This is a genomic window from Gottfriedia luciferensis (assembly GCF_001712755.1).
GTDB classification, from domain to species: Bacteria; Bacillota; Bacilli; order Bacillales; family Bacillaceae_G; genus Gottfriedia; species Gottfriedia luciferensis_B.
The window spans coordinates 90,758-108,852 of record NZ_MDKC01000008.1 but is presented as its reverse complement, the minus strand read 5'-3'; the positions used below and the strand labels follow the sequence as shown (position 1 = coordinate 108,852).

The 18,095-nt window shown below is 31.7% G+C and carries 19 protein-coding genes; 15 read left to right on the top strand and 4 right to left on the bottom strand.

Annotation, left to right across the window (positions count from 1 at the left end):
- Positions 1 to 482: 482 nt before the first annotated feature.
- On the bottom strand, positions 483 to 1,778 hold the full coding sequence (locus BED47_RS08750; RefSeq protein WP_069033349.1) for a C40 family peptidase: 1,296 nt from the start codon (positions 1,776 to 1,778) through the stop codon (positions 483 to 485).
- A gap of 417 nt (positions 1,779 to 2,195) precedes the next feature.
- Between BED47_RS08750 and BED47_RS08745 the strand changes: the two genes are divergently transcribed.
- The 7 genes from BED47_RS08745 to BED47_RS08715 all read left to right on the top strand — a co-directional run bounded on the left by BED47_RS08745 (position 2,196) and on the right by BED47_RS08715 (position 8,195).
- Positions 2,196 to 2,489: a hypothetical protein gene (locus tag BED47_RS08745; RefSeq protein WP_069033348.1), complete on the top strand. Its 294-nt coding sequence runs from the start codon at positions 2,196 to 2,198 to the stop codon at positions 2,487 to 2,489.
- Positions 2,490 to 2,671: 182 nt separating this feature from the next.
- Complete coding sequence (locus BED47_RS08740; RefSeq protein ID WP_069033347.1) at positions 2,672 to 2,974, top strand: hypothetical protein; 303 nt, start codon at positions 2,672 to 2,674, stop codon at positions 2,972 to 2,974.
- Between the two features lie 202 nt (positions 2,975 to 3,176).
- A complete protein-coding gene (locus tag BED47_RS08735) occupies positions 3,177 to 3,677 on the top strand; it encodes a GNAT family N-acetyltransferase (protein ID WP_069033346.1) in 501 nt (166 codons plus the stop codon).
- Positions 3,678 to 3,698: 21 nt separating this feature from the next.
- Positions 3,699 to 4,244 carry a 2'-5' RNA ligase family protein gene (locus tag BED47_RS08730; protein ID WP_069033345.1) on the top strand — a complete coding sequence of 182 codons (546 nt, stop codon included), beginning with the start codon at positions 3,699 to 3,701 and terminating at the stop codon, positions 4,242 to 4,244.
- Between the two features lie 304 nt (positions 4,245 to 4,548).
- The gene (locus BED47_RS08725) at positions 4,549 to 5,634 is read left to right on the top strand and encodes an aromatic ring-hydroxylating oxygenase subunit alpha (protein WP_069033344.1); all 1,086 of its coding nucleotides are present in this window, start codon (positions 4,549 to 4,551) and stop codon (positions 5,632 to 5,634) included.
- Positions 5,634 to 7,076 (top strand): aldehyde dehydrogenase family protein, encoded by a 1,443-nt coding sequence (locus tag BED47_RS08720; protein WP_069033343.1) that lies wholly within the window; start codon positions 5,634 to 5,636, stop codon positions 7,074 to 7,076. Before BED47_RS08725 ends, BED47_RS08720 begins: the two co-directional genes overlap by 1 nt.
- A gap of 24 nt (positions 7,077 to 7,100) precedes the next feature.
- The gene (locus BED47_RS08715) at positions 7,101 to 8,195 is read left to right on the top strand and encodes a tartrate dehydrogenase (RefSeq protein ID WP_069033342.1); all 1,095 of its coding nucleotides are present in this window, start codon (positions 7,101 to 7,103) and stop codon (positions 8,193 to 8,195) included.
- Positions 8,196 to 8,412: 217 nt separating this feature from the next.
- On the opposite strand, the gene BED47_RS08710 is transcribed toward BED47_RS08715, so the two are convergent.
- On the bottom strand, positions 8,413 to 9,774 hold the full coding sequence (locus BED47_RS08710) for a sigma-54 interaction domain-containing protein (protein WP_069033341.1): 1,362 nt from the start codon (positions 9,772 to 9,774) through the stop codon (positions 8,413 to 8,415).
- 135 nt (positions 9,775 to 9,909) lie between these two features.
- On the opposite strand from BED47_RS08710, the gene BED47_RS08705 reads away from it, so the two are divergent.
- From BED47_RS08705 to BED47_RS08695, 3 genes are read left to right on the top strand one after another with little or no spacing between them, the layout of a single operon-like run.
- Positions 9,910 to 10,098, top strand: a complete 189-nt coding sequence (locus tag BED47_RS08705; RefSeq protein ID WP_069033340.1) for a DUF3311 domain-containing protein — start codon at positions 9,910 to 9,912, stop codon at positions 10,096 to 10,098.
- On the top strand, positions 10,095 to 11,570 hold the full coding sequence (locus tag BED47_RS08700) for a sodium:solute symporter family protein (protein WP_069033339.1): 1,476 nt from the start codon (positions 10,095 to 10,097) through the stop codon (positions 11,568 to 11,570). Before BED47_RS08705 ends, BED47_RS08700 begins: the two co-directional genes overlap by 4 nt.
- A gap of 4 nt (positions 11,571 to 11,574) precedes the next feature.
- Positions 11,575 to 12,159, top strand: a complete 585-nt coding sequence (locus BED47_RS08695) for a GDSL-type esterase/lipase family protein (protein ID WP_069033338.1) — start codon at positions 11,575 to 11,577, stop codon at positions 12,157 to 12,159.
- Positions 12,160 to 12,444: 285 nt separating this feature from the next.
- Here the strand turns inward: BED47_RS08695 and BED47_RS08690 are convergent, their stop codons facing one another.
- Entirely contained in the window at positions 12,445 to 12,687 is a 243-nt protein-coding gene (locus BED47_RS08690; RefSeq protein ID WP_069033337.1) for a DUF2584 family protein, read from the bottom strand.
- Positions 12,688 to 12,827: 140 nt separating this feature from the next.
- On the opposite strand from BED47_RS08690, the gene BED47_RS24090 reads away from it, so the two are divergent.
- The 3 genes from BED47_RS24090 (at position 12,828) to BED47_RS08680 (ending at position 14,142) form a co-directional block, all read left to right on the top strand.
- Positions 12,828 to 13,076, top strand: coding sequence for a phosphotransferase (locus tag BED47_RS24090; protein WP_254664571.1), 249 nt, complete (start codon positions 12,828 to 12,830; stop codon positions 13,074 to 13,076).
- Complete coding sequence (locus BED47_RS24085) at positions 13,077 to 13,733, top strand: phosphotransferase enzyme family protein (RefSeq protein ID WP_368072855.1); 657 nt, start codon at positions 13,077 to 13,079, stop codon at positions 13,731 to 13,733. It abuts the gene before it with no gap.
- A gap of 214 nt (positions 13,734 to 13,947) precedes the next feature.
- Positions 13,948 to 14,142, top strand: a complete 195-nt coding sequence (locus BED47_RS08680) for a hypothetical protein (RefSeq protein WP_069033336.1) — start codon at positions 13,948 to 13,950, stop codon at positions 14,140 to 14,142.
- Between the two features lie 575 nt (positions 14,143 to 14,717).
- Here the strand turns inward: BED47_RS08680 and BED47_RS08675 are convergent.
- Positions 14,718 to 15,479: a DeoR/GlpR family DNA-binding transcription regulator gene (locus BED47_RS08675; protein ID WP_069033335.1), complete on the bottom strand. Its 762-nt coding sequence runs from the start codon at positions 15,477 to 15,479 to the stop codon at positions 14,718 to 14,720.
- Positions 15,480 to 15,698: 219 nt separating this feature from the next.
- On the opposite strand from BED47_RS08675, the gene BED47_RS08670 reads away from it, so the two are divergent.
- Positions 15,699 to 16,451 carry an ABC transporter ATP-binding protein gene (locus BED47_RS08670; protein ID WP_069033334.1) on the top strand — a complete coding sequence of 251 codons (753 nt, stop codon included), beginning with the start codon at positions 15,699 to 15,701 and terminating at the stop codon, positions 16,449 to 16,451.
- Positions 16,444 to 18,069, top strand: coding sequence for an ABC transporter permease subunit (locus BED47_RS23880; RefSeq protein ID WP_069033333.1), 1,626 nt, complete (start codon positions 16,444 to 16,446; stop codon positions 18,067 to 18,069). The genes BED47_RS08670 and BED47_RS23880 overlap by 8 nt, the downstream gene beginning before the upstream one ends.
- Positions 18,070 to 18,095 lie beyond the last annotated feature (26 nt).

The window sequence follows — 18,095 nt, the reverse complement described above, 5'->3', positions numbered from 1 at the left end:
TTTTCGTAAAAGGAGTAGAGTGATGTTGATTTCCACTACAGGATGCTCGCTTTCCATGGGGCGAGACCTGAGCCTCCTCGGCAAGCCTGCGGGGTCTCAGCCTTCCCGCTAATCCCATAGGAGTCGAGCACCCCTCCGTTCCAATCAATTTATTCATCAAAATAAGTCTGCAATAAACCCTAATCAAATAGCCTTTACTTAGAGTAACCTAACTGTTGTGTAATAATCAGCTTGTAAGTCAACTAATATCGAACTTTAATTAAACAAATAAACTGAATTTGTTTTTCTAAAAATTAGCTCTTATTATTTTTAACTTCTGAAAAAAACTTTACTAGTGATTATTAGAATTATGAAATTGCTCAAAATATTAACATTTAAAACAATTAATAAATCATCCAAAAATGATAATTTCATCATAAATAAGTTCAATTTAATGTCCGTTTTCCCTATTGACCATTTTATATTTAAGAGTGTTGAAAAACTTATTTAAATCTTTTAAATCCTAAAAAATGTTGGTTCCAATATGAATTGTTTATTTTAGAAATAGTTACTCCTGAACTACTACTTGCATGGATAAACTCGTTACTATTAATCACTATACCCATGTGAGACGGTCCATAAGTATAAGTGTTTTGGAAAAAGATTAAATCTCCAGGTTTTACGTCATCTACGGATTTTAAATTTGAATTATTGTACCAATAACCTGCAACGTTTGTTCTAGGAAGTGACATTCCAGATTCTTTGAATACATAAGAGATAAACCCACTGCAGTCAAATCCAGTTGGAGTTTCTCCACCCCAAACATATGGTACACCTGAATACTTTTTTGATATGGTGATTAAAGTTTGTACATCAAATGATTGAATGTTATTTGAATCAACCTGATTTGAATTCACATTGTTTGAATCAGTCTTATTTGGATCTGTCTGATTTGAACCTGTTTCTTTTCCAACATAAGATGCACTAATATACCCAGTTGTCCCATTATATTTTACCTTATACCAACCATTAGCTAATGAGATTATATCTAGTCTTTGATTTTTATTCACACTACCTAAAATCTGATAAGAAGTTCCAGCCCCAGATCTTATGTGGACGCCATTACCAGTTGAAATGTAGTTTCCTGAACTGACTACTTGATTATTATTACTATTATTCGGCTCGGTTACTTTTCCAACATAAGATGCACTTATATATCCTGTTGTTCCATTAAATTTTACTTTATACCAACCATTAGACAATGAGATTACATCTAGTCTTTGATTTTTATTCACACTACCTAGAATCTGATAAGAAGTTCCAGCACCAGATCTTATGCGGACACCATTACCAGTAGAAATGTAGTTCCCCGAACTGACCACTTGATTAATATTAGTATTATTCGATTCGATTACTTTTCCAACATAAGATGCACTAATATATCCTGTTGATCCATTAAATTTTATTTTATACCAACCATTAGATAATGAAATTACATCTAATTTTTGATTTTTATTCACACTACCTAAAATTTGATAAGAAGTCCCAGCTCCAGATCTTACACGGACACCATTGCCGATTGATTTATATGTACTTATATTATTATTTGAATAAAGTTTACTAGATTGCAGAGTTTTCTTGGAATCAATAGAGGCTGCAGCTGCAGTAGTGTTATATGGAATTTGAATTGTTAATGTTGATGCAAGTCCAACTAATGCCATTGAGTTTAATGCTCTTTTTTTATTTCTTTCTCCTTTCAAATTTAACTTTATTAAGGTACTTGCTGATTTCGATTTCATTACTAACCTTCCCTCTAACCAATAACTGAAATAACAAAGAAAAATCCCTTACCTCATTTGATAGTAAGGGCAAATCTTAGATTACATGAATTTGGTAATTAAAATATTTACAATGTGAGATCACATTTAGTTTAAATTCTAACATAATAACATGGGTGGCTTCACTTATTTAGTGTAAAATTTTTCCGAAAAAGTAAAATTAAATCAAAATTTAACAAAAAAAACAAAAAAGAAACATTGCATTCTCATTATTCAACGACGTGAAAAAACTGTAATAGTTTTTTTATTTCAGTAAATACCTATAAGATTATTGCTTTATGAAAGTTTTGTTAATTAAACTAATAATATAGATAATACAAGCGTAAAAAAGTCTATTAAAATCTTAATCCAACCCTTTAATCGGAGGTGCTAGCCATAGTGACAAAGCTTGAGTTTGATATTCATAACATACTCATTACAAAACATACGGATTATAAAGGCTATAAAATTAGATTTTCGATCGATCAACAGCATTATGTCCTTTTAGTCGGTAAAACAAATATATTATTTCCTTTGTCTCTAATTCATACTTTTAATGACAAAGGTACATGTAAGCTTTGCAATAAACTAGTTTTACCATCAAATATTAGTCAACAAGTTTGTCCAACATTATTTAATAGAAGAAAAGAATTATTAACTTATTTCCAAGAACATTATTCTGAACAATTTTAAACAGACTTAAAATGGCTTTTGACAATCATCGACCAAAGTAAAATAATAAATTAATAAAGAAATCGTGATAAAAAACTACTTTTTGGGTAGTTTTTATTTTTTTATGAAAATATTTAACGATAATGAGTCATAAAAATAGCATTTCGTCATATATTTTGTTGAAAACGGAGGTGCTATTACACATGGTGATTCAAGACTTAGATATTCAAAACGTAATAATTAGTAAGCTTGGAGGATACGACGGTTATAAAATAAGCTTTTCAGTTAATCATCAAAGCTACATATTATTAGCCGGAAAACAACAAACGATTTTCCCTTTGTCTATTAAACATGCATTTATTGAAAAGGAAAAGTGTCAGTTTTGCAATAAACTTGTATTTAAATCTGCAATCAGCCAGCAAATTTGTTTAAATCTCCTTCTTAAAAAAAGCGATTTATTATCGTATTTTCAGCAAAAATATCCAGAACCATTTGAGCAAAAATAGGTTTTAAAGAAAACTGTCGAGGAAAAACCACTAAAAAGGTGGTTTTTTGTTTATAAAATGAGTACATATTAGTATTTAACCCTCCATGAATTCAAAATAGTTGATTAAGAATCGTAATAAATTAGTTAAAAAAACAATGTGGAAATACGATAATAATTGTTGTACTATTCTTGTAATTCTATTTTTATTGGGGGATATTTTCATGTCTAATTCTTTATTGACGACAAATACTATTTCTTTACAATTTTATAATGATCAATATGATGATCAATTAAAAAACTATTTTCTAGCTGATGAGCATCTAAAGTTCACTGGTCTGCCTATTGATAATATAGAGAAATGTGTAATAGAGGCTGATCGTCATGCGATTTTAATTTTGAGTAACAATGATGTTGCAGGATTTTTTGTTTTGCATGGTTGGGAAGGAGTTAGACAATATAGTGATAATACAAATGCAATTCTATTAAGGGCTTATTCTGTTGATACAAATTTTCAAGGAAAAGGGATTGCAAAACACTCTTTAAATTTATTGCCTTCTTTTGTAAAAGCGAATTTCCCTGAACGAGATGAAATCATTTTGGGCGTGAATCATAAAAATACTGCTGCACAGCATGTTTATTTAAAAAGCGGATTTATTGATAGCGGAAAGAGAGTAATGGGGAGAAAAGGTGAGCTCTTTATTATGCATATGGATCTAGTATAAGTATAGAAAGAGGGAAGATTGATGTACGGAGTTGTCGCGTTATTTGATGCAGAAACCGAACAAATTATTAAAGATATTTGGTCAGAGTTAAGAGAGAAATCGATTTCTTTCTATGCGGATGAAGTAGTAGATCGTAAACCGCATATTACTTTAGCAAGTTATCATAGTTTAGATAGAAAAAACTTCTTTGATCAATTTGATAAATTTTATGAGAATATGCCGGAGATAAATATTACGCTTAATTCAGTTGGTTCATTTCTAAATACTGGGACATTGTTTTTTTCACCAATTGTTTCAAGAGAGTTGATTGATTTTCATGAAGATTATCATACTTATTTTAAACAATTTAATGATAATCCAAATTCTATGTATTTGCCTGGTAAGTGGGTACCACATTGTACATTAGCTAATAGATTGTCACCGAACAAACTAGTAGAAGCGTATAATTATTGTTTACATCGAAATGATACATTGGCTGGGAAGTTACAAAAGGTTGCTATTATTGAATTGGTTAATAAAAATAATGTACCTATAATATATTCAAAGTATTTAAATCCGATAAATTAAGTTGAAAAACTCGTAAATCATTGCGAGTTTTTTAATTTTAAGGAAACTTGTTAATATAATTCAAGTATTAGATCAAGATAATGCACATTGTAAGTAATTGAATTTATTAATTGCTCTTATCCAACTCAAAAAGTGAACTGAAAATAACTCAATCGAGTTGTATTCAGTTCACTTTTTTTATTAATTTGAGTCGTTAAGACTCAATAAATGTTGATTTATTGGAGTTCTTTAATCCTGGCACGGTTATTGCAAGGTAAAAGATATAGGGGAAAAAATTAGGGAAATGTGAGGGGAGTTTTTGTAAATGACTTTTAATAAAGTACAAAATGCAACAACTGAAATCTTCGAAAGAACTTTAACGTATGATTTATACACTGATCCAAAGGTTTTAGAACAAGAACAAGAAAAAATCTTTTCAAAGACTTGGCAATTAGTTGGGCATGTTAGTCAGTTAGAAAATATTGGAGATTTCTTCACTGCCGAGGTAGCGGGTGAACCGATTATTGTAACTCGCGACAAGAATGAGGTTATTCAAGCTTTTTATAATGTATGTCCTCATCGAGCAACTAAACTAGAGAAAAATGAAAGTGGAAATAAAAAAATTCTACAATGTGGTTACCATGGATGGACTTTTCATTTAGATGGTAAATTAAATAAAGCTCCTAACTTTAGAGGGGAAGATTTAGCTTGTGTATCAAATGCTTGTTTACGATCTGTAAGGATGGAAATTGCTGAGTCATTTATTTTCGTTAATTTAGATGATCAAGCTACATCGTTAATTGAAACATATGGAGACTTTTTTGAAAAGCTAAGTAAATTTCCTTTTTTAAGTGAATTAAAAAGAACGAGCAGTAAATCGAGAATTATTAAAGCAAACTGGAAAGCATTCATTGATAATTATTTAGAGTGTGATCATTGTCATGTAGCGCATCCTAGCTTTGTTGCTACGCTAGATATGAAAGACTATCAAATTATTACATGTCAAAATTATTCTGTTCAAGGATCGGTCGTAAAAGCAAATAAGAAAATGGGATCATTAGATTTTAATGAAGTAGAAATGCAAGGTGGTACTTTCTATTGGTTATGGCCAAATTTAATGATGACCATTTATCCTGGCCCAGGAAATATTGCTACGATCCAAATGATTCCTATCGACCATGAAACAACACTTGGAGTCTATACTTACTACTTTAGAGATGAAAATTTAACACAAGAAGAAAAAGACTTAGTTGAATTTGCAGAAGTGGTTCGAAATGAAGATGTTGAACTAGTTGAATTAGAACAAGTTGGATTCCGTTCACGAGCATTTAATAAAGGCTTTTATTCATCGTCAGAGAAAGCAATTGTACAGTTCCATGAAACGGTCCTAAGAGCTTTGGAGGAAGAATGATGATAAACAAAGTGAGTCCGATAAAAAAGCATTTATTTATTAATGGAGAAGAGGTACAAACAAAAGAGTATTCAAACCTCTATTCCCCTTACACTAGAGAAGTAATTTCAGAGATTGCTGTTGCAACTAAAGAACAAACAGAACAGGCTATTGAAGCAGCATATCAGTCGAAAGACGAGTTTGCTAGAATGCCTGCATTTTTGAGAGCACAAATTCTTGAAAATGTCGTACAGTTATTAAAAGAAAATTTTAATGAAGCAGCGGAAATTATTACAAGGGAAACTGCTAAACCAATTACATTTTCATTGGGAGAAGTAACCCGAACAATTGAAACATATAAATTTGCAGCAGAGGAAGCAAAGCGAATACATGGAGAAACAATTCCGTTTGATGCTGCGTCTGGTGGTATAGGAAGAGTAGGATATACAGTAAGAAATCCGATTGGTGTAATTGGAGCGATTACTCCATTTAACTTTCCTATGAATCTAGTGGCTCATAAAGTTGGTCCAGCGATTGCGTCTGGAAATACGGTGGTTTTAAAACCGGCATCTCAAACGCCGCTTTCGGCACTATTTATAGCTAAGCTATTCAAACAAGCTGGCTTACCGGATGGTGTATTAAACGTTGTAACGGGTCCTGGCCGTACGGTTGGCGACACGATTGTTGAAGATGGTCGAGTAAACATGATTACATTTACTGGTAGTACTAGTGTTGGGATTAACATAAGGAATAAAGCAAAGTTAAAGAAAACAACGCTTGAACTTGGATCAAACGCTGCCGTCATTATTGATAAAAATATTAATATTGATAAAATTATTGATCGATGTATAATGGGTGCTTTTTCAAATCAAGGTCAAGTATGTATTTCTTTACAGAGAATTTTTGTTCATGAAGAGATTTACGAAGAGTTTACTAATAAATTTGTAGAGGCAGCTAAACAATTAAAACTTGGTAATCCGTTCGACCATGAAACATATCTTTCTTCATTAATAACTCCGGATGAATTAGATCGAACGTTAAGCTGGATTGAAGAAGCTAAACAAAGCAATGCAACTATTCTAGCAGGTGGTAAAGCACAAGGAAATATACTAGAGCCAACAATTATTGCTAATTGTACACCTAGTTTAAAGGTTTCTTGTCAGGAAGTATTCGCTCCAATTGTAACGGTTACTAAGGTGAAATCAATCCGTGAAGCCATCTCCCATGTAAACAATTCACACTATGGGCTACAGGCTGGAATCTATACGGATAGCGTATCGAATGCACTACTTGCTTCAAACGAGCTCCATGTAGGTGCGGTAATCATTAATGATGTTCCAACGTTCCGAGTGGATAATATGCCTTATGGTGGTGTGAAGGAAAGCGGAACTGGAAGAGAAGGGATAAAGTTTGCAGTTGAAGAAATGACAGAGATGAAGCTAATTGTCTGGAATCAAAACTGAATTAAGTAAGGTAGGAGATATGGTATGAAAACACATAAAATAGCAGTTATTCCAGGGGATGGAATAGGGCCGGAAGTAATTAATGAAGGCGTGAAAGTTTTAAATAAAATAGCTAGTCTCGATCATACTTTTCAATTTGAATTTACGTCTTTCCCTTGGGGCTGTGAGTACTATGCGCGATACGGAAAAATGATGGATGATGATGGGATTGAAAGATTAAAAGAATTTGAAGCAATTTATTTAGGAGCTGTTGGATTTCCTGGTGTACCTGATCATATCTCATTGTGGGACTTGCTATTAAAAATTCGTAAGAGCTTCGATCAATACGTGAATATACGTCCTATAACTTTATTAAAAGGAGCACCGTGCCCTCTCGTTAATTTCAATTCTGAAGATATAAATATGTTATTTATCCGAGAGAATACAGAAGGTGAATATGCAGGTGCAGGAGATTGGCTATATAGAGGAAAAGAGAATGAAGTAGTTTTACAAAATAGCGTCTTTTCACGTAAAGGTACTGAACGAATCATTCGATATGCATTCGAAGTAGCCCTAAAACAAGGAAAAACATTAACAAGCATAAGTAAAGGTAATGCTCTAAATTACTCAATGGTATTTTGGGATCAACTATTTGAAGAAGTGGGCAAAGAATATCCTTCAGTAAAAACATATTCTTATCTTGTTGATGCAGCTGCTATGCTCATGATTAAAGATCCAAAACGATTTGAGGTAGTAGTGACTTCTAATTTATTTGGTGATATTTTAACAGATCTAGGTGCGGCTATTGCAGGAGGTTTGGGACTTGCAGCTGGAGCAAACATAAATCCTGAGAGAGTATATCCATCAATGTTTGAACCAATTCATGGTTCAGCTCCAGATATAGCTGGAAAACAGTTATCAAATCCACTTGCAGCAATTTGGTCAGCTAGCCAGTTGCTCGATCATTTAGGGTATGAACAATATGGTAAGGTAATTCTTACCGCAATTGAACAATTATTAATTGAAAAAAATGTCTTAACGCCTGATCTAGGGGGTTCATCTTCCACTTCAGAAGTAGGGGATTGTATTGTTGAATTGATAGCTTCTAATATGAATGTTTTACAGACTCAAAAAAATTAATTATTTTAGACTGTTGATACGCTCGCTTTCTTCGTTGCTTCGCCTGTTCAGCGCAGTGCTCATTACCGTCAAAGGTAACTCCACTCCTCACCTGGCTTCGCGGCTCGAAAGACAAGCGCTCGCAATCAGTCTGAAAAGCAAGTTTTTAGTACTTTGTCTACACAAAAAAAGGGAAATACTATAGAAGTATCTCCCTTTTAGTTTAATCAGTCAAAATCTATTCGTTTTTACAATACTTTTGGATTAATTTGTTTGCTTTTGTTTGACTTAAACCAAGATCCTTTGCAACTTTTCGAGAGCTCTTATGAATCCTGTAAGATTCGATAATCATTTTTTTCTCAGTTTCTTCCAAAATATTTTCCAATGAATTATCCTCTTGGATTGTAACTGGATGATTTTCAGGAATTAATTGCGACGGCAAATCAGACAATCGTATGACTGATTCGCTAGTAATAACAAGTCTTTCAATAATATTTTCAAGTTGTCTGATATTACCTGGCCATTGAAAAGCTTCAAAAGTATTTTTTACATTTGTTGAGAATGTGCGGTTCACTTTGTATTTATGATTGAATTTAGTTAAGAAATGATCAGCTAATATAGGAATATCTTTTTTTCTATTTCTAAGTGGAGGAATTTGAATATCAATTACATTTAATCGGTAAAATAGATCTTCTCTAAACTGTTTTGATTTTACCATTTCTAATAGATTACGGTTCGTCGCCGTAATAATACGAACGTCAACCTTTTTTAATTCTCTGCCACCTACTGAAAAAAAGCTACGATCTTGTAATACTTGGAGTAATTTTGCTTGGAATTTCAAAGAAATTTCTCCGATTTCGTCTAAAAAAATTGTTCCCTTATTTGCAGTTTCGAGTAAGCCAATTTTTCCATTCTTTAAGGCTCCTGTGAATGCGCCCGTTGCATAGCCAAATAGTTCAGATTCCAATAAATCTTCTGGAATGGCAGCACAATTAATGGCGAGAAAAGGACCGGCATTCCGATTACTTAAATCATGAATATATTTTGCTAGTACACCTTTTCCTGTTCCCGATTCACCTTGAATTAAAATATTTGTATCAACAGGAGCAATCTTTTTACAAAATTCAATGATATTTGTCATTTCTTCGTCAATTGTTAAAAATCCATTTGAATTAAAATGTTTGCTCGAATCAAGCATTTCATAAGTGTTATTATGAATTATAGAAATATAATTCTTTTCGCGAGATGTAATAAAAATGAAATCTAATTTTTTATTAATAGGATTGAAAATTGGAATGGCAGTTGTTACTAATTCTTTACCAGTATGTGTAGTCTGATTGATTGTAACGGTATTATTTTTCTCTAAAACTATTGGAATAATTGAAGGGGTCCAATACCCTTTTTCCAAAAAAATGTCATTATGTTTTCCTATAATTTCGTTCTGTCGTAAACCGTAATGTTGCTCGCACATTTTATTAACATAAATGATTTCAAGATTTCGGTTTAAAATATAAATTTCATCTGAAGAATAGTTTAAAATATTTAGCAACACTTCTTTATCAAATTCTAGTATTTCTGAAAGATTAGAATAACTTTTCATCATTTATGCTCCTTTATTAAGCGCTTACAATAAGAGAGTAAGATTTTACTATTTTATAAAACGAGTTTAACATAAGTCTATAAAATATTAACAGAATTTTTTAAATAATCAACTTAAAGACAAGGAGGAAACGGAATGAAATATTTAGCAATTTTTTTAACTATTTTTGCTTTCATAGGATCATTAAGTGTTGTGAATCGAGTGGAGCCTTACATATTAGGATTACCATTTATTGTATTTTGGTCTGCGAGTTGGTTAGTAATCACATCTGTTTGCCTTTTTATTAGTAATGCAATATTAGAGAAACAGGAGGAAAATCAATGAGCATTCTATTAATTGGAATTACGTTTCTAATAGCTCTTTATTTAGGTATCCGTGCCCGAAGAGGAAGAGAAATGAATATGGAATCATGGGTAGTCGGGGATCGGAATTTTGGTAGTATTGTCATGTTCGTCCTTATGGCAGGTGAAATGTTTACAACGTTTATTTTCTTAGGAGCTAGTAGTGCATCTTATTCGATGGGTGGTCCAGTAATCTATATTTTCTGTGCTGTTACTTATATTATTCCATTTTGGATCTTACCTCACATTTGGCGCTATGCAAAAAAACATAATTTATTAACACAGCCAGATTTCTTTGTTAAAAAATATAATAGTAAATCATTAGGACTACTTGTTGCACTAGTTGGAGTTGTTTCAATTGTTCCATATATGGTCCTCCAACTAAATGGAATAAAAATAATAGTATCTGAAGCTTCCTACGGCGCTATTTCTCCAAATTTAGCAGTGTGGATTGGTGTAATTGTTGTAACAATCTTTGTTTATATTTCAGGAATTCATGGTTCAGCATTTACAGCTATATTAAAAGATATTTTGATGCTCATAACAATTTTGTTTTTAGGGATTTATTTACCTTTCCATTTTTACGGTGGTGTAGAACCGATGTTTAGAACATTAGATGCCGCTAAACCCGGGTTCCTATTATTACCTAAGTCTGGCTATAGTATCTCATGGTATGTATCAGTTTGTTTAATTATTGCGCTCGGTCAATATATGTGGCCGCATGTTTTCGGAGCAAGTCTATCATCAAAGGACTCACAAACATTACGTAAAAATGCGGCACTTATACCTCTTTATCAAATTTTGATGGTTTTTATTCTTTTTATTGGTTTTACTGCACTTTTACAAATGCCACATATACCAGATGGACGTACTGATTTAGTTTTATTCGAAATTGCTAAAGCAACACTTCCGCCTTGGTTTATTGGTGTAATTGGCTCGGCTGGTTTACTAGCAGCTTTAGTTCCTAGTTCGTTGTTATTATTAACTGCCTCAACCTTACTTTCTAAAAATATTTATAAAGCAATAAAACCGGAAACAAGCGATGCAAAGTTAGCAGGACTTACAAGAATTTTAGTCCCGATCATTGCTTTAATCGCATTATTTTTTACATTTTATGGTGGAAAGACAATGCTTTCTCTTTTATTAATGGCATATAGCTTCGTCTTACAATTATTCCCTGCACTAATTGTTACGTTCTTTAAACGTAATCCAGTTACAAAAATAGGTGCAGTTGCAGGGATACTATCTGGACTAGTTACAGTAGCATACGTAACAATAAAAAATACAACTTTTGGAACAATATTCCCTCATGCTCCTCAATTTTTGAAAGATTTTGATTCAGGATTTATTGCATTCACGATTAATATTGTCTTTATGTTTGGAGTTAGTGGAATAACTTATTTAATAAAAATAAGACCAAGGGTGAGACAAGAAACTATAAAGGAACAATGGTGAGAAGATGAAGATTATATGTATCGGTGATAGCCTTACAGAAGGCTTAGGAATCTCGAAAGTTGATGCATGGCCAACTATTCTTCAAAATGAATTATCAGTCGAGGTTATTAATAAAGGGATTTCAGGAGATACAAGTACTGGAATGCTGTCACGATTTTACCATGATGTCATATTAAATAATCCATCACACGTTATTATTTGTGCAGGTGGAAATGATTTGTGGTGGGATGTTGAAATAAACTATATACTTTCAAATATTTATTCGATGGTAAAGCAAGCAATGCACAATGGTATTCAACCTATTTTAGCAATCCATCCACCAATCCATATAGATCATATCAATCATGAAGAAGTGTGGGAACCGATTGCTGGTTTTGATACATTTGTGTTGAAGGCACAAGAGTTAGCTAATCGAATCGAGAAAATGGTAAAAGTGAATCAATTTAATCTCATTGATTTTCGAATTCCATTTCAACAACATAAGAATCTAAACTCGGAGTTTTTTGAAGGTACTGATGGCGTTCATCCAAATGAACTTGGTCATAATGCTTTAGCAAAACAGGCATATCAATCGATTATCGAGTTATGATGGTTTAAGGCCTAAAAAGAACGGATAGCTAAGGCTATCCGTTTCAGACTGTTGACAAACGCTCGCTTTCTTCGTTGCTTCGCCTGTCTGTGGTGCTCATTACCGTCAAAGGTAACTCCGCTCCTCACCAGGCTTCGCGCCTCGAAAGTCAAGCGCTTGCAATCAGTCTGAAAATCAGATTTTTAGGACTTTGTCTACACACTAGAACGGATAGCTAAGCTATCCGTTTTTTATTTTGGAAAAGAAGCAATAGGCTTGGGGCTCTAATAAAATTTCTTCAACATCTTAGTTCACTGTATCAATTGCTTTTAGTTCATAAACCATATAAGTATTCTTATTCCGCCATTCAATGCTTTGAATAACAGCTACTCCAAAAGGTTTTTCATCATTCTTTCGGGAGACATTGATTGGTGTATCAATAGGAAATAAATGGTACCCGTTAAGTTCTAAAGAGAATAGATTGTTTTCTTGTCTAACGGCGTGATCGTTCGTTACAATTAACCAATTAAATTCAAATGGCATACTCATATTTTGAAAACTCCTTAAATTGAATAGATATAATATTTAATATAGAAAGAATTAAACACTTAAAAATATCTTAATATATTTTGGTTGTGAACACAAAAAGGGGATTGTATGAAAGTCTATAAGAGAGATGGGGACTATCAATGAATAAGAAGCGTAGTAATCAATTCCGTTTAAGCGGTGGGCTTCAAAATGATGTTTTTTTTGATGAAGAATATAATAAGGTGGTTAGAAAGTCTAAATTAGGAAGAACAAAAGAAATGGTGTTACAGGAAATTCAGTTTATAAATTTTTTACATATGCAAGGAGTAAATGTCCCAAGAGTGGATCATAATCTAGGAAAAGAAGATGAAAGAGTCATAACTTATTTTGATTATATTAATGGCGAATAAATTGATGTTACAAATCCTAATCATTGGAACATACAACTGTTTGAACAATGGGGTAAAGAATTGGGGAAGATGCACTCTTTAGTCAAGAAGTATAAATTAAGTGAAGTACATCGTCCTGTATGGTCACCTAATCGTGTTGATGTTTTTGGGATTAGAGATCAGTTAGTTCCTACTATGAAAGAGATTTATGATAAACACATGGAAAAGCTATTACAATTTCAAGTGAAATCCGATACATTTGGGCTTATTCATAATGATTTTCATCAAGGGAATATAATTCTAGTTGGTAATACGCCCTTTATAATCGATTTTGATGATTGTGCATTTAATTGGTTCGCACAGGATATTGCTACAGCTTTTTATCATGCATATTGGCAACAGAACTCTTTTAACCAAATGAATGAACAGTTTATTAAGACTTTTTTGACGCGCTTTTTTAAAGGATATAAACTAGAAAACTTACTTCATAATGACATAGTAAAACAAATCCCAGTTTTTCTTAAATTGAGAGAAATATTTTTGTACCATTTATTTGTTCAAAAATGGGATTTGAATCGATTAGAGGAATGGCAAAAATATACACTTATTGATTTAGAAAATAAGATTAATAATGATCTACCATATGCAAATATCACAGATTTTTCGATATATCAATAAAGGAAGCACAACCAGGATTTTTAATGTAGTTTTATACTTTTTATAAAAGCTAAAAACATAGGGTAGCTCTAGTTATTATAGACTGGCTATCCTTTTAATTTTTTAAAACTTTTACAAATACTCAAAAACGTGTGGTCATTGATTAGGTAATTCGACTATATAATAGAATAAAATAATTTTTTGTAGTTGCTTTTTTTGGAAGGGGCTGATGTTTATGCGAAGAAATAAGAATGCGGCTCTTATTGTAATTTTATGGTTATGCATGGTGCTTTTTATAGTTGTTAATGCAATACGTCATATTCGAGTATATATGGTTTACAGTTCAGGCTTAATGCCTTTTATTGTTTGTGGAATGATTATCTTTGCGATTATTATCCTTTATGTAAGAGGGGCCAAACAGCGGAGATAGACATAATGATCTAAAATTACTCTTGTGACGAGTGGTATTTTAATATGTAACCATTGAATAGAAGAGAATAAAAAGGCTTTACTTTTAATGAGGAAAAAGAATTTAAGATTAAAGTAAGCTTATGGGGGTTCCATTGGTCACAGAGGGTGACATATGGTAGCCCTTTTTTTATTTGAACAGTTTTAAGATCTGAAAGTTGTTAATAGTGGGCTATCTTAGCAAATTATCCTCACTTCTATAGATAATTAGCGGGTTCTATCAATTTTTTATTCAATATAGAAAGATTAATAGCAAATTGGCAGTTTTCTATTTTTGAAGGTACCTGTTTTTATAAGTTTTAGGTTAAAGTACCCTTACTAGTATAGTTATTATTTTATTTTAATTGCGGTTCCTTGTAATTTAATTGCAGATTAGCTAATTTTAATTAGAATTACTTAGAATTTAATTGCAGATTTGTCAAATTAAATTGCGATTCCCAGAATTTAATTGCACTTTCAGCTCTGATATTATTCAACACTACTCATCTCTTAAATGAAAATAGGAGGATCCCAATAAATGAATCCTCCTGCTTTTATTTATTCTGTAATTACCAGATTTGTATTTGTCTTATTAAATTTAGAAATAAAACTTTTATTTATATGAGAATCAGTAATGATATAATCAATTTTTTCAAGCGGTGCTATGTGAACAGTGACATTCTTACCGAATTTTGTGCTGTCAGCTGCAACATAATTAAGGTTGGATAACTCAATTATTTTCTTCCTTGTAAATGCCTCTTCTAAATTATAATCGGAAATTCCTTTTTCAATTGTAATTCCACTTGCGCATATAAACGTCTTTAGAATATTTAATTCGTTAAAATTAAATAAGTAATCGTACGTAACGACTGATTGTTCATTTCGTCTAATTTTACCGCCGATTATGATCAATTCAATCGAACTATTCATTAACTCATTGATGATTGGAATCGAATTCGTAACGACTGTTAAATTCTTTTTATCTTTAATATATTTCGCAATTTGTAGTGTAGTAGAGCCACTATCTAAATAAATACAATCTCCATCTTCAATGTGTTCAGCGCATTTGGCAGCAATCTTTTCTTTTTCCTCTAAGTGACTCACCATTCTTTCTTCCATTGATGATTCAAAAAACTTCGATTCAGCTATTTTTGCACCACCATATATTTTCTCTATTTTGCCTTGCTTTTCAAGTAAATTTAAATCTCTACGTAAAGTATCAGTAGATATATTTAGAGCTTCAGTTAGCTCAGTTATTTTTAATACGTTATTTACCTTTAATAAATCGATTATTTTTTGTTGTCTTTCAAGTGGAAACATAACCTCACCCATTCAGTAATTTAATGTTATTTGCTTACAGTTTAATTGAAATGAATACACATTTTCAATAGTAGAAATGCAAATGTTTGATTAAAAAAATGTAAATATGTGCACAAGTTATGCAAAACTTACGTATAATTTACATATTATTTACTTAAAAAGCTAATTGGATTTACATATGAATTTTATACTAAGGTTGTACTTAAGGAGGTGAACAGTTTGCTGAAACTACAAAACGTTAGCAAACAGTTTGATAAAAAAGTCGTATTATCTGATATAAATCTCGACATAAAAACCGGAGAAATCGTGTCATTACTAGGTCCAAGTGGAAGTGGAAAAACAACTTTACTAAATCTAATCCTAGGTCTAACGCAAATGGATCAAGGTCAAATAATATTCAATGATGTAGATATTACTAAAACGCCAATGAAAAATAGAGGATTCAATATTGTTTTCCAAGATTATGCACTTTTTCCTAACTTGAATTCTTATGAAAATATTGTTTATGGATTAAGGAATAAGAAAGGTCTTGTATCGGATCAAGAATTACAGGAATATATTGATTTCTTAGAATTAAAGCCTCATTTAAATAAGAAAATAGGAGAGTTATCTGGGGGTCAGAAACAAAGAGTTGCTCTTGCTAGAACATTAGTAACGAAGCCAAAAATTTTACTATTAGATGAACCTTTAAGTGCGCTAGATGGCGTCATAAAAGAATCAATTAAAGAACGAATTAAATCGATTGCAAGAGAATTTAAACTAACAACTATCATCGTAACTCACGATCCAGAAGAAGCATTAACATTATCAGATAAAATTTTAATTATTAATGAAGGTAAAATTTCACAATTTGGTACGCCAAGCGAAATCATAAACGAACCAAATAATCGATTTGTTGAAGAGTTTATATTAAAGCAACTTCAAATTAAGAGACATAATATTTACAACTTGTTTGGTGAGAAATATGCATAAAGTTAAACCGGAAATGCGAATTATTTATTTAGCAATATTCATATTATTTGTCTCATTTCTATTAGTACCATTAATCACATTATTTTATCGCTCATTCGAAACGGATTATGGTTTTGGAATTAATAATTATATAACAATACTGTCAGATAAAAACCTAGTACAAGCAATTGGAAATAGTATTAAGGTTTCTACTATTACTGCTTGTATCAGTACAGTCTTAGCTTTTATTCTGGCATATTCAATTAACTGTACGAAATTGATTCGACCTTTAAAAGGATTTATGAAAGTCGTTATTCTCATTCCAATGTTACTTCCAACGATCACATATGGATTTGCGATTATTTATTCCTTTGGTCAACAAGGTTTAATTACAAAATTAATAGGAAAAAATCTATTCGAAATTTATGGATTTAATGGATTACTAATTGGATATGTAATTTATACATTACCAGCTGCATTTCTATTAATTAATAATTCTTTTAAATATATTGATAAAAAATTTATGGTTGTTTCTGAATTGATGGGTGACGGACCATTTAGAAGCTTCAAAAATACAATTATTCGCCCATTACTTGGAACGCTTGGTGGAGCTTTTGTTCTTTCCTTTATTTTAAGCTTCACAGATTACGGTATACCGGCTTCTGTGGGTGGTACATATTACGTTGTAGCTACCCAGCTATATCAAGTTATGCTTGGATCAATTCCTAATTTTAATAATGGTGCAGTTATTGCAGTATTGATGCTAGTTCCAGCTGTATTTGGTGTTTTATTGCTAAACTATCTTGAAAAATTCAATTTTCATTATGATAAGTTTACAAACGTTGAAATGATTTCCAACAAGGTTCGAGATATTTGTTTCGGGATCATTTCTACAATCATTTTAGTTGGTATTCTTTCAGTATTTGCAGTAATGTTCATCATACCATTTTTTATTAGTTATCCATTTAAATTAACTTTTTCGCTACAACATTTCGTAGATGCTTTTCAATCTACAGATTTAATTGGAGTTTATAAAAACTCGTTATATGTTTCAGTAGTAACAGCAATTCTAGGAACTCTTGTTGCATATAGCTCGGCACTATTAAATGTGAGAACAGCTATAAAAAGTAAATCTAAGCTAGTCATTGATTTAATTTCGATGCTAACAAACACTGTTCCAGGAATGGTTTTAGGTTTATCGTATTTACTATTTTTCAATAATAGTAGTTTAAAAGGAACATTTGCAATTATCATTCTTTGCAACATCGTTCATTTCTTTACTACACCATATTTATTAGCGAAAAACTCATTATCTAAAATGAATCCTGGTTGGGAGACAACTGGAGAATTAATGGGGGATTCCTGGTTTAAAACAATTTACAGAGTTGTCTTACCGAACTCTAAGTCAACAGTTTTTGAAATGATTAGTTACTATTTTATCAATTCAATGGTAACGGTAAGTGGGATCATATTCTTAATAACAGCTGAAACTTCTTTAGTTGCAAGCAAAATAAAAGAACTTCAGCACTTCCAAAAATATGATGAAATATTTGTATTATCGCTATTAATCTTTTTTACGAACTTAATCGTTAAATTCATTTGCGACTATTTTCAACGGAAAAGTGTTATTCAGGGATAATCAATAATTTATAAAAAATTAAAATA

Coding starts and splice junctions, on each gene's coding strand:
- BED47_RS08690 (WP_069033337.1), bottom strand. CDS start 12,687: ATGAGTATGCCATTTGAATTTAATTGGTTAATTGTAACGAACGATCAC.
- BED47_RS08675 (WP_069033335.1), bottom strand. CDS start 15,479: ATGTTTCCACTTGAAAGACAACAAAAAATAATCGATTTATTAAAGGTA.
- BED47_RS08705 (WP_069033340.1), top strand. CDS start 9,910: ATGAAATATTTAGCAATTTTTTTAACTATTTTTGCTTTCATAGGATCA.
- BED47_RS08750 (WP_069033349.1), bottom strand. CDS start 1,778: ATGAAATCGAAATCAGCAAGTACCTTAATAAAGTTAAATTTGAAAGGA.
- BED47_RS08700 (WP_069033339.1), top strand. CDS start 10,095: ATGAGCATTCTATTAATTGGAATTACGTTTCTAATAGCTCTTTATTTA.
- BED47_RS08730 (WP_069033345.1), top strand. CDS start 3,699: ATGTACGGAGTTGTCGCGTTATTTGATGCAGAAACCGAACAAATTATT.
- BED47_RS08735 (WP_069033346.1), top strand. CDS start 3,177: ATGTCTAATTCTTTATTGACGACAAATACTATTTCTTTACAATTTTAT.
- BED47_RS08680 (WP_069033336.1), top strand. CDS start 13,948: ATGCGAAGAAATAAGAATGCGGCTCTTATTGTAATTTTATGGTTATGC.
- BED47_RS08720 (WP_069033343.1), top strand. CDS start 5,634: ATGATAAACAAAGTGAGTCCGATAAAAAAGCATTTATTTATTAATGGA.
- BED47_RS08715 (WP_069033342.1), top strand. CDS start 7,101: ATGAAAACACATAAAATAGCAGTTATTCCAGGGGATGGAATAGGGCCG.
- BED47_RS23880 (WP_069033333.1), top strand. CDS start 16,444: ATGCATAAAGTTAAACCGGAAATGCGAATTATTTATTTAGCAATATTC.
- BED47_RS08695 (WP_069033338.1), top strand. CDS start 11,575: ATGAAGATTATATGTATCGGTGATAGCCTTACAGAAGGCTTAGGAATC.
- BED47_RS08710 (WP_069033341.1), bottom strand. CDS start 9,774: ATGAAAAGTTATTCTAATCTTTCAGAAATACTAGAATTTGATAAAGAA.
- BED47_RS24090 (WP_254664571.1), top strand. CDS start 12,828: ATGAATAAGAAGCGTAGTAATCAATTCCGTTTAAGCGGTGGGCTTCAA.
- BED47_RS08725 (WP_069033344.1), top strand. CDS start 4,549: ATGACTTTTAATAAAGTACAAAATGCAACAACTGAAATCTTCGAAAGA.
- BED47_RS08740 (WP_069033347.1), top strand. CDS start 2,672: ATGGTGATTCAAGACTTAGATATTCAAAACGTAATAATTAGTAAGCTT.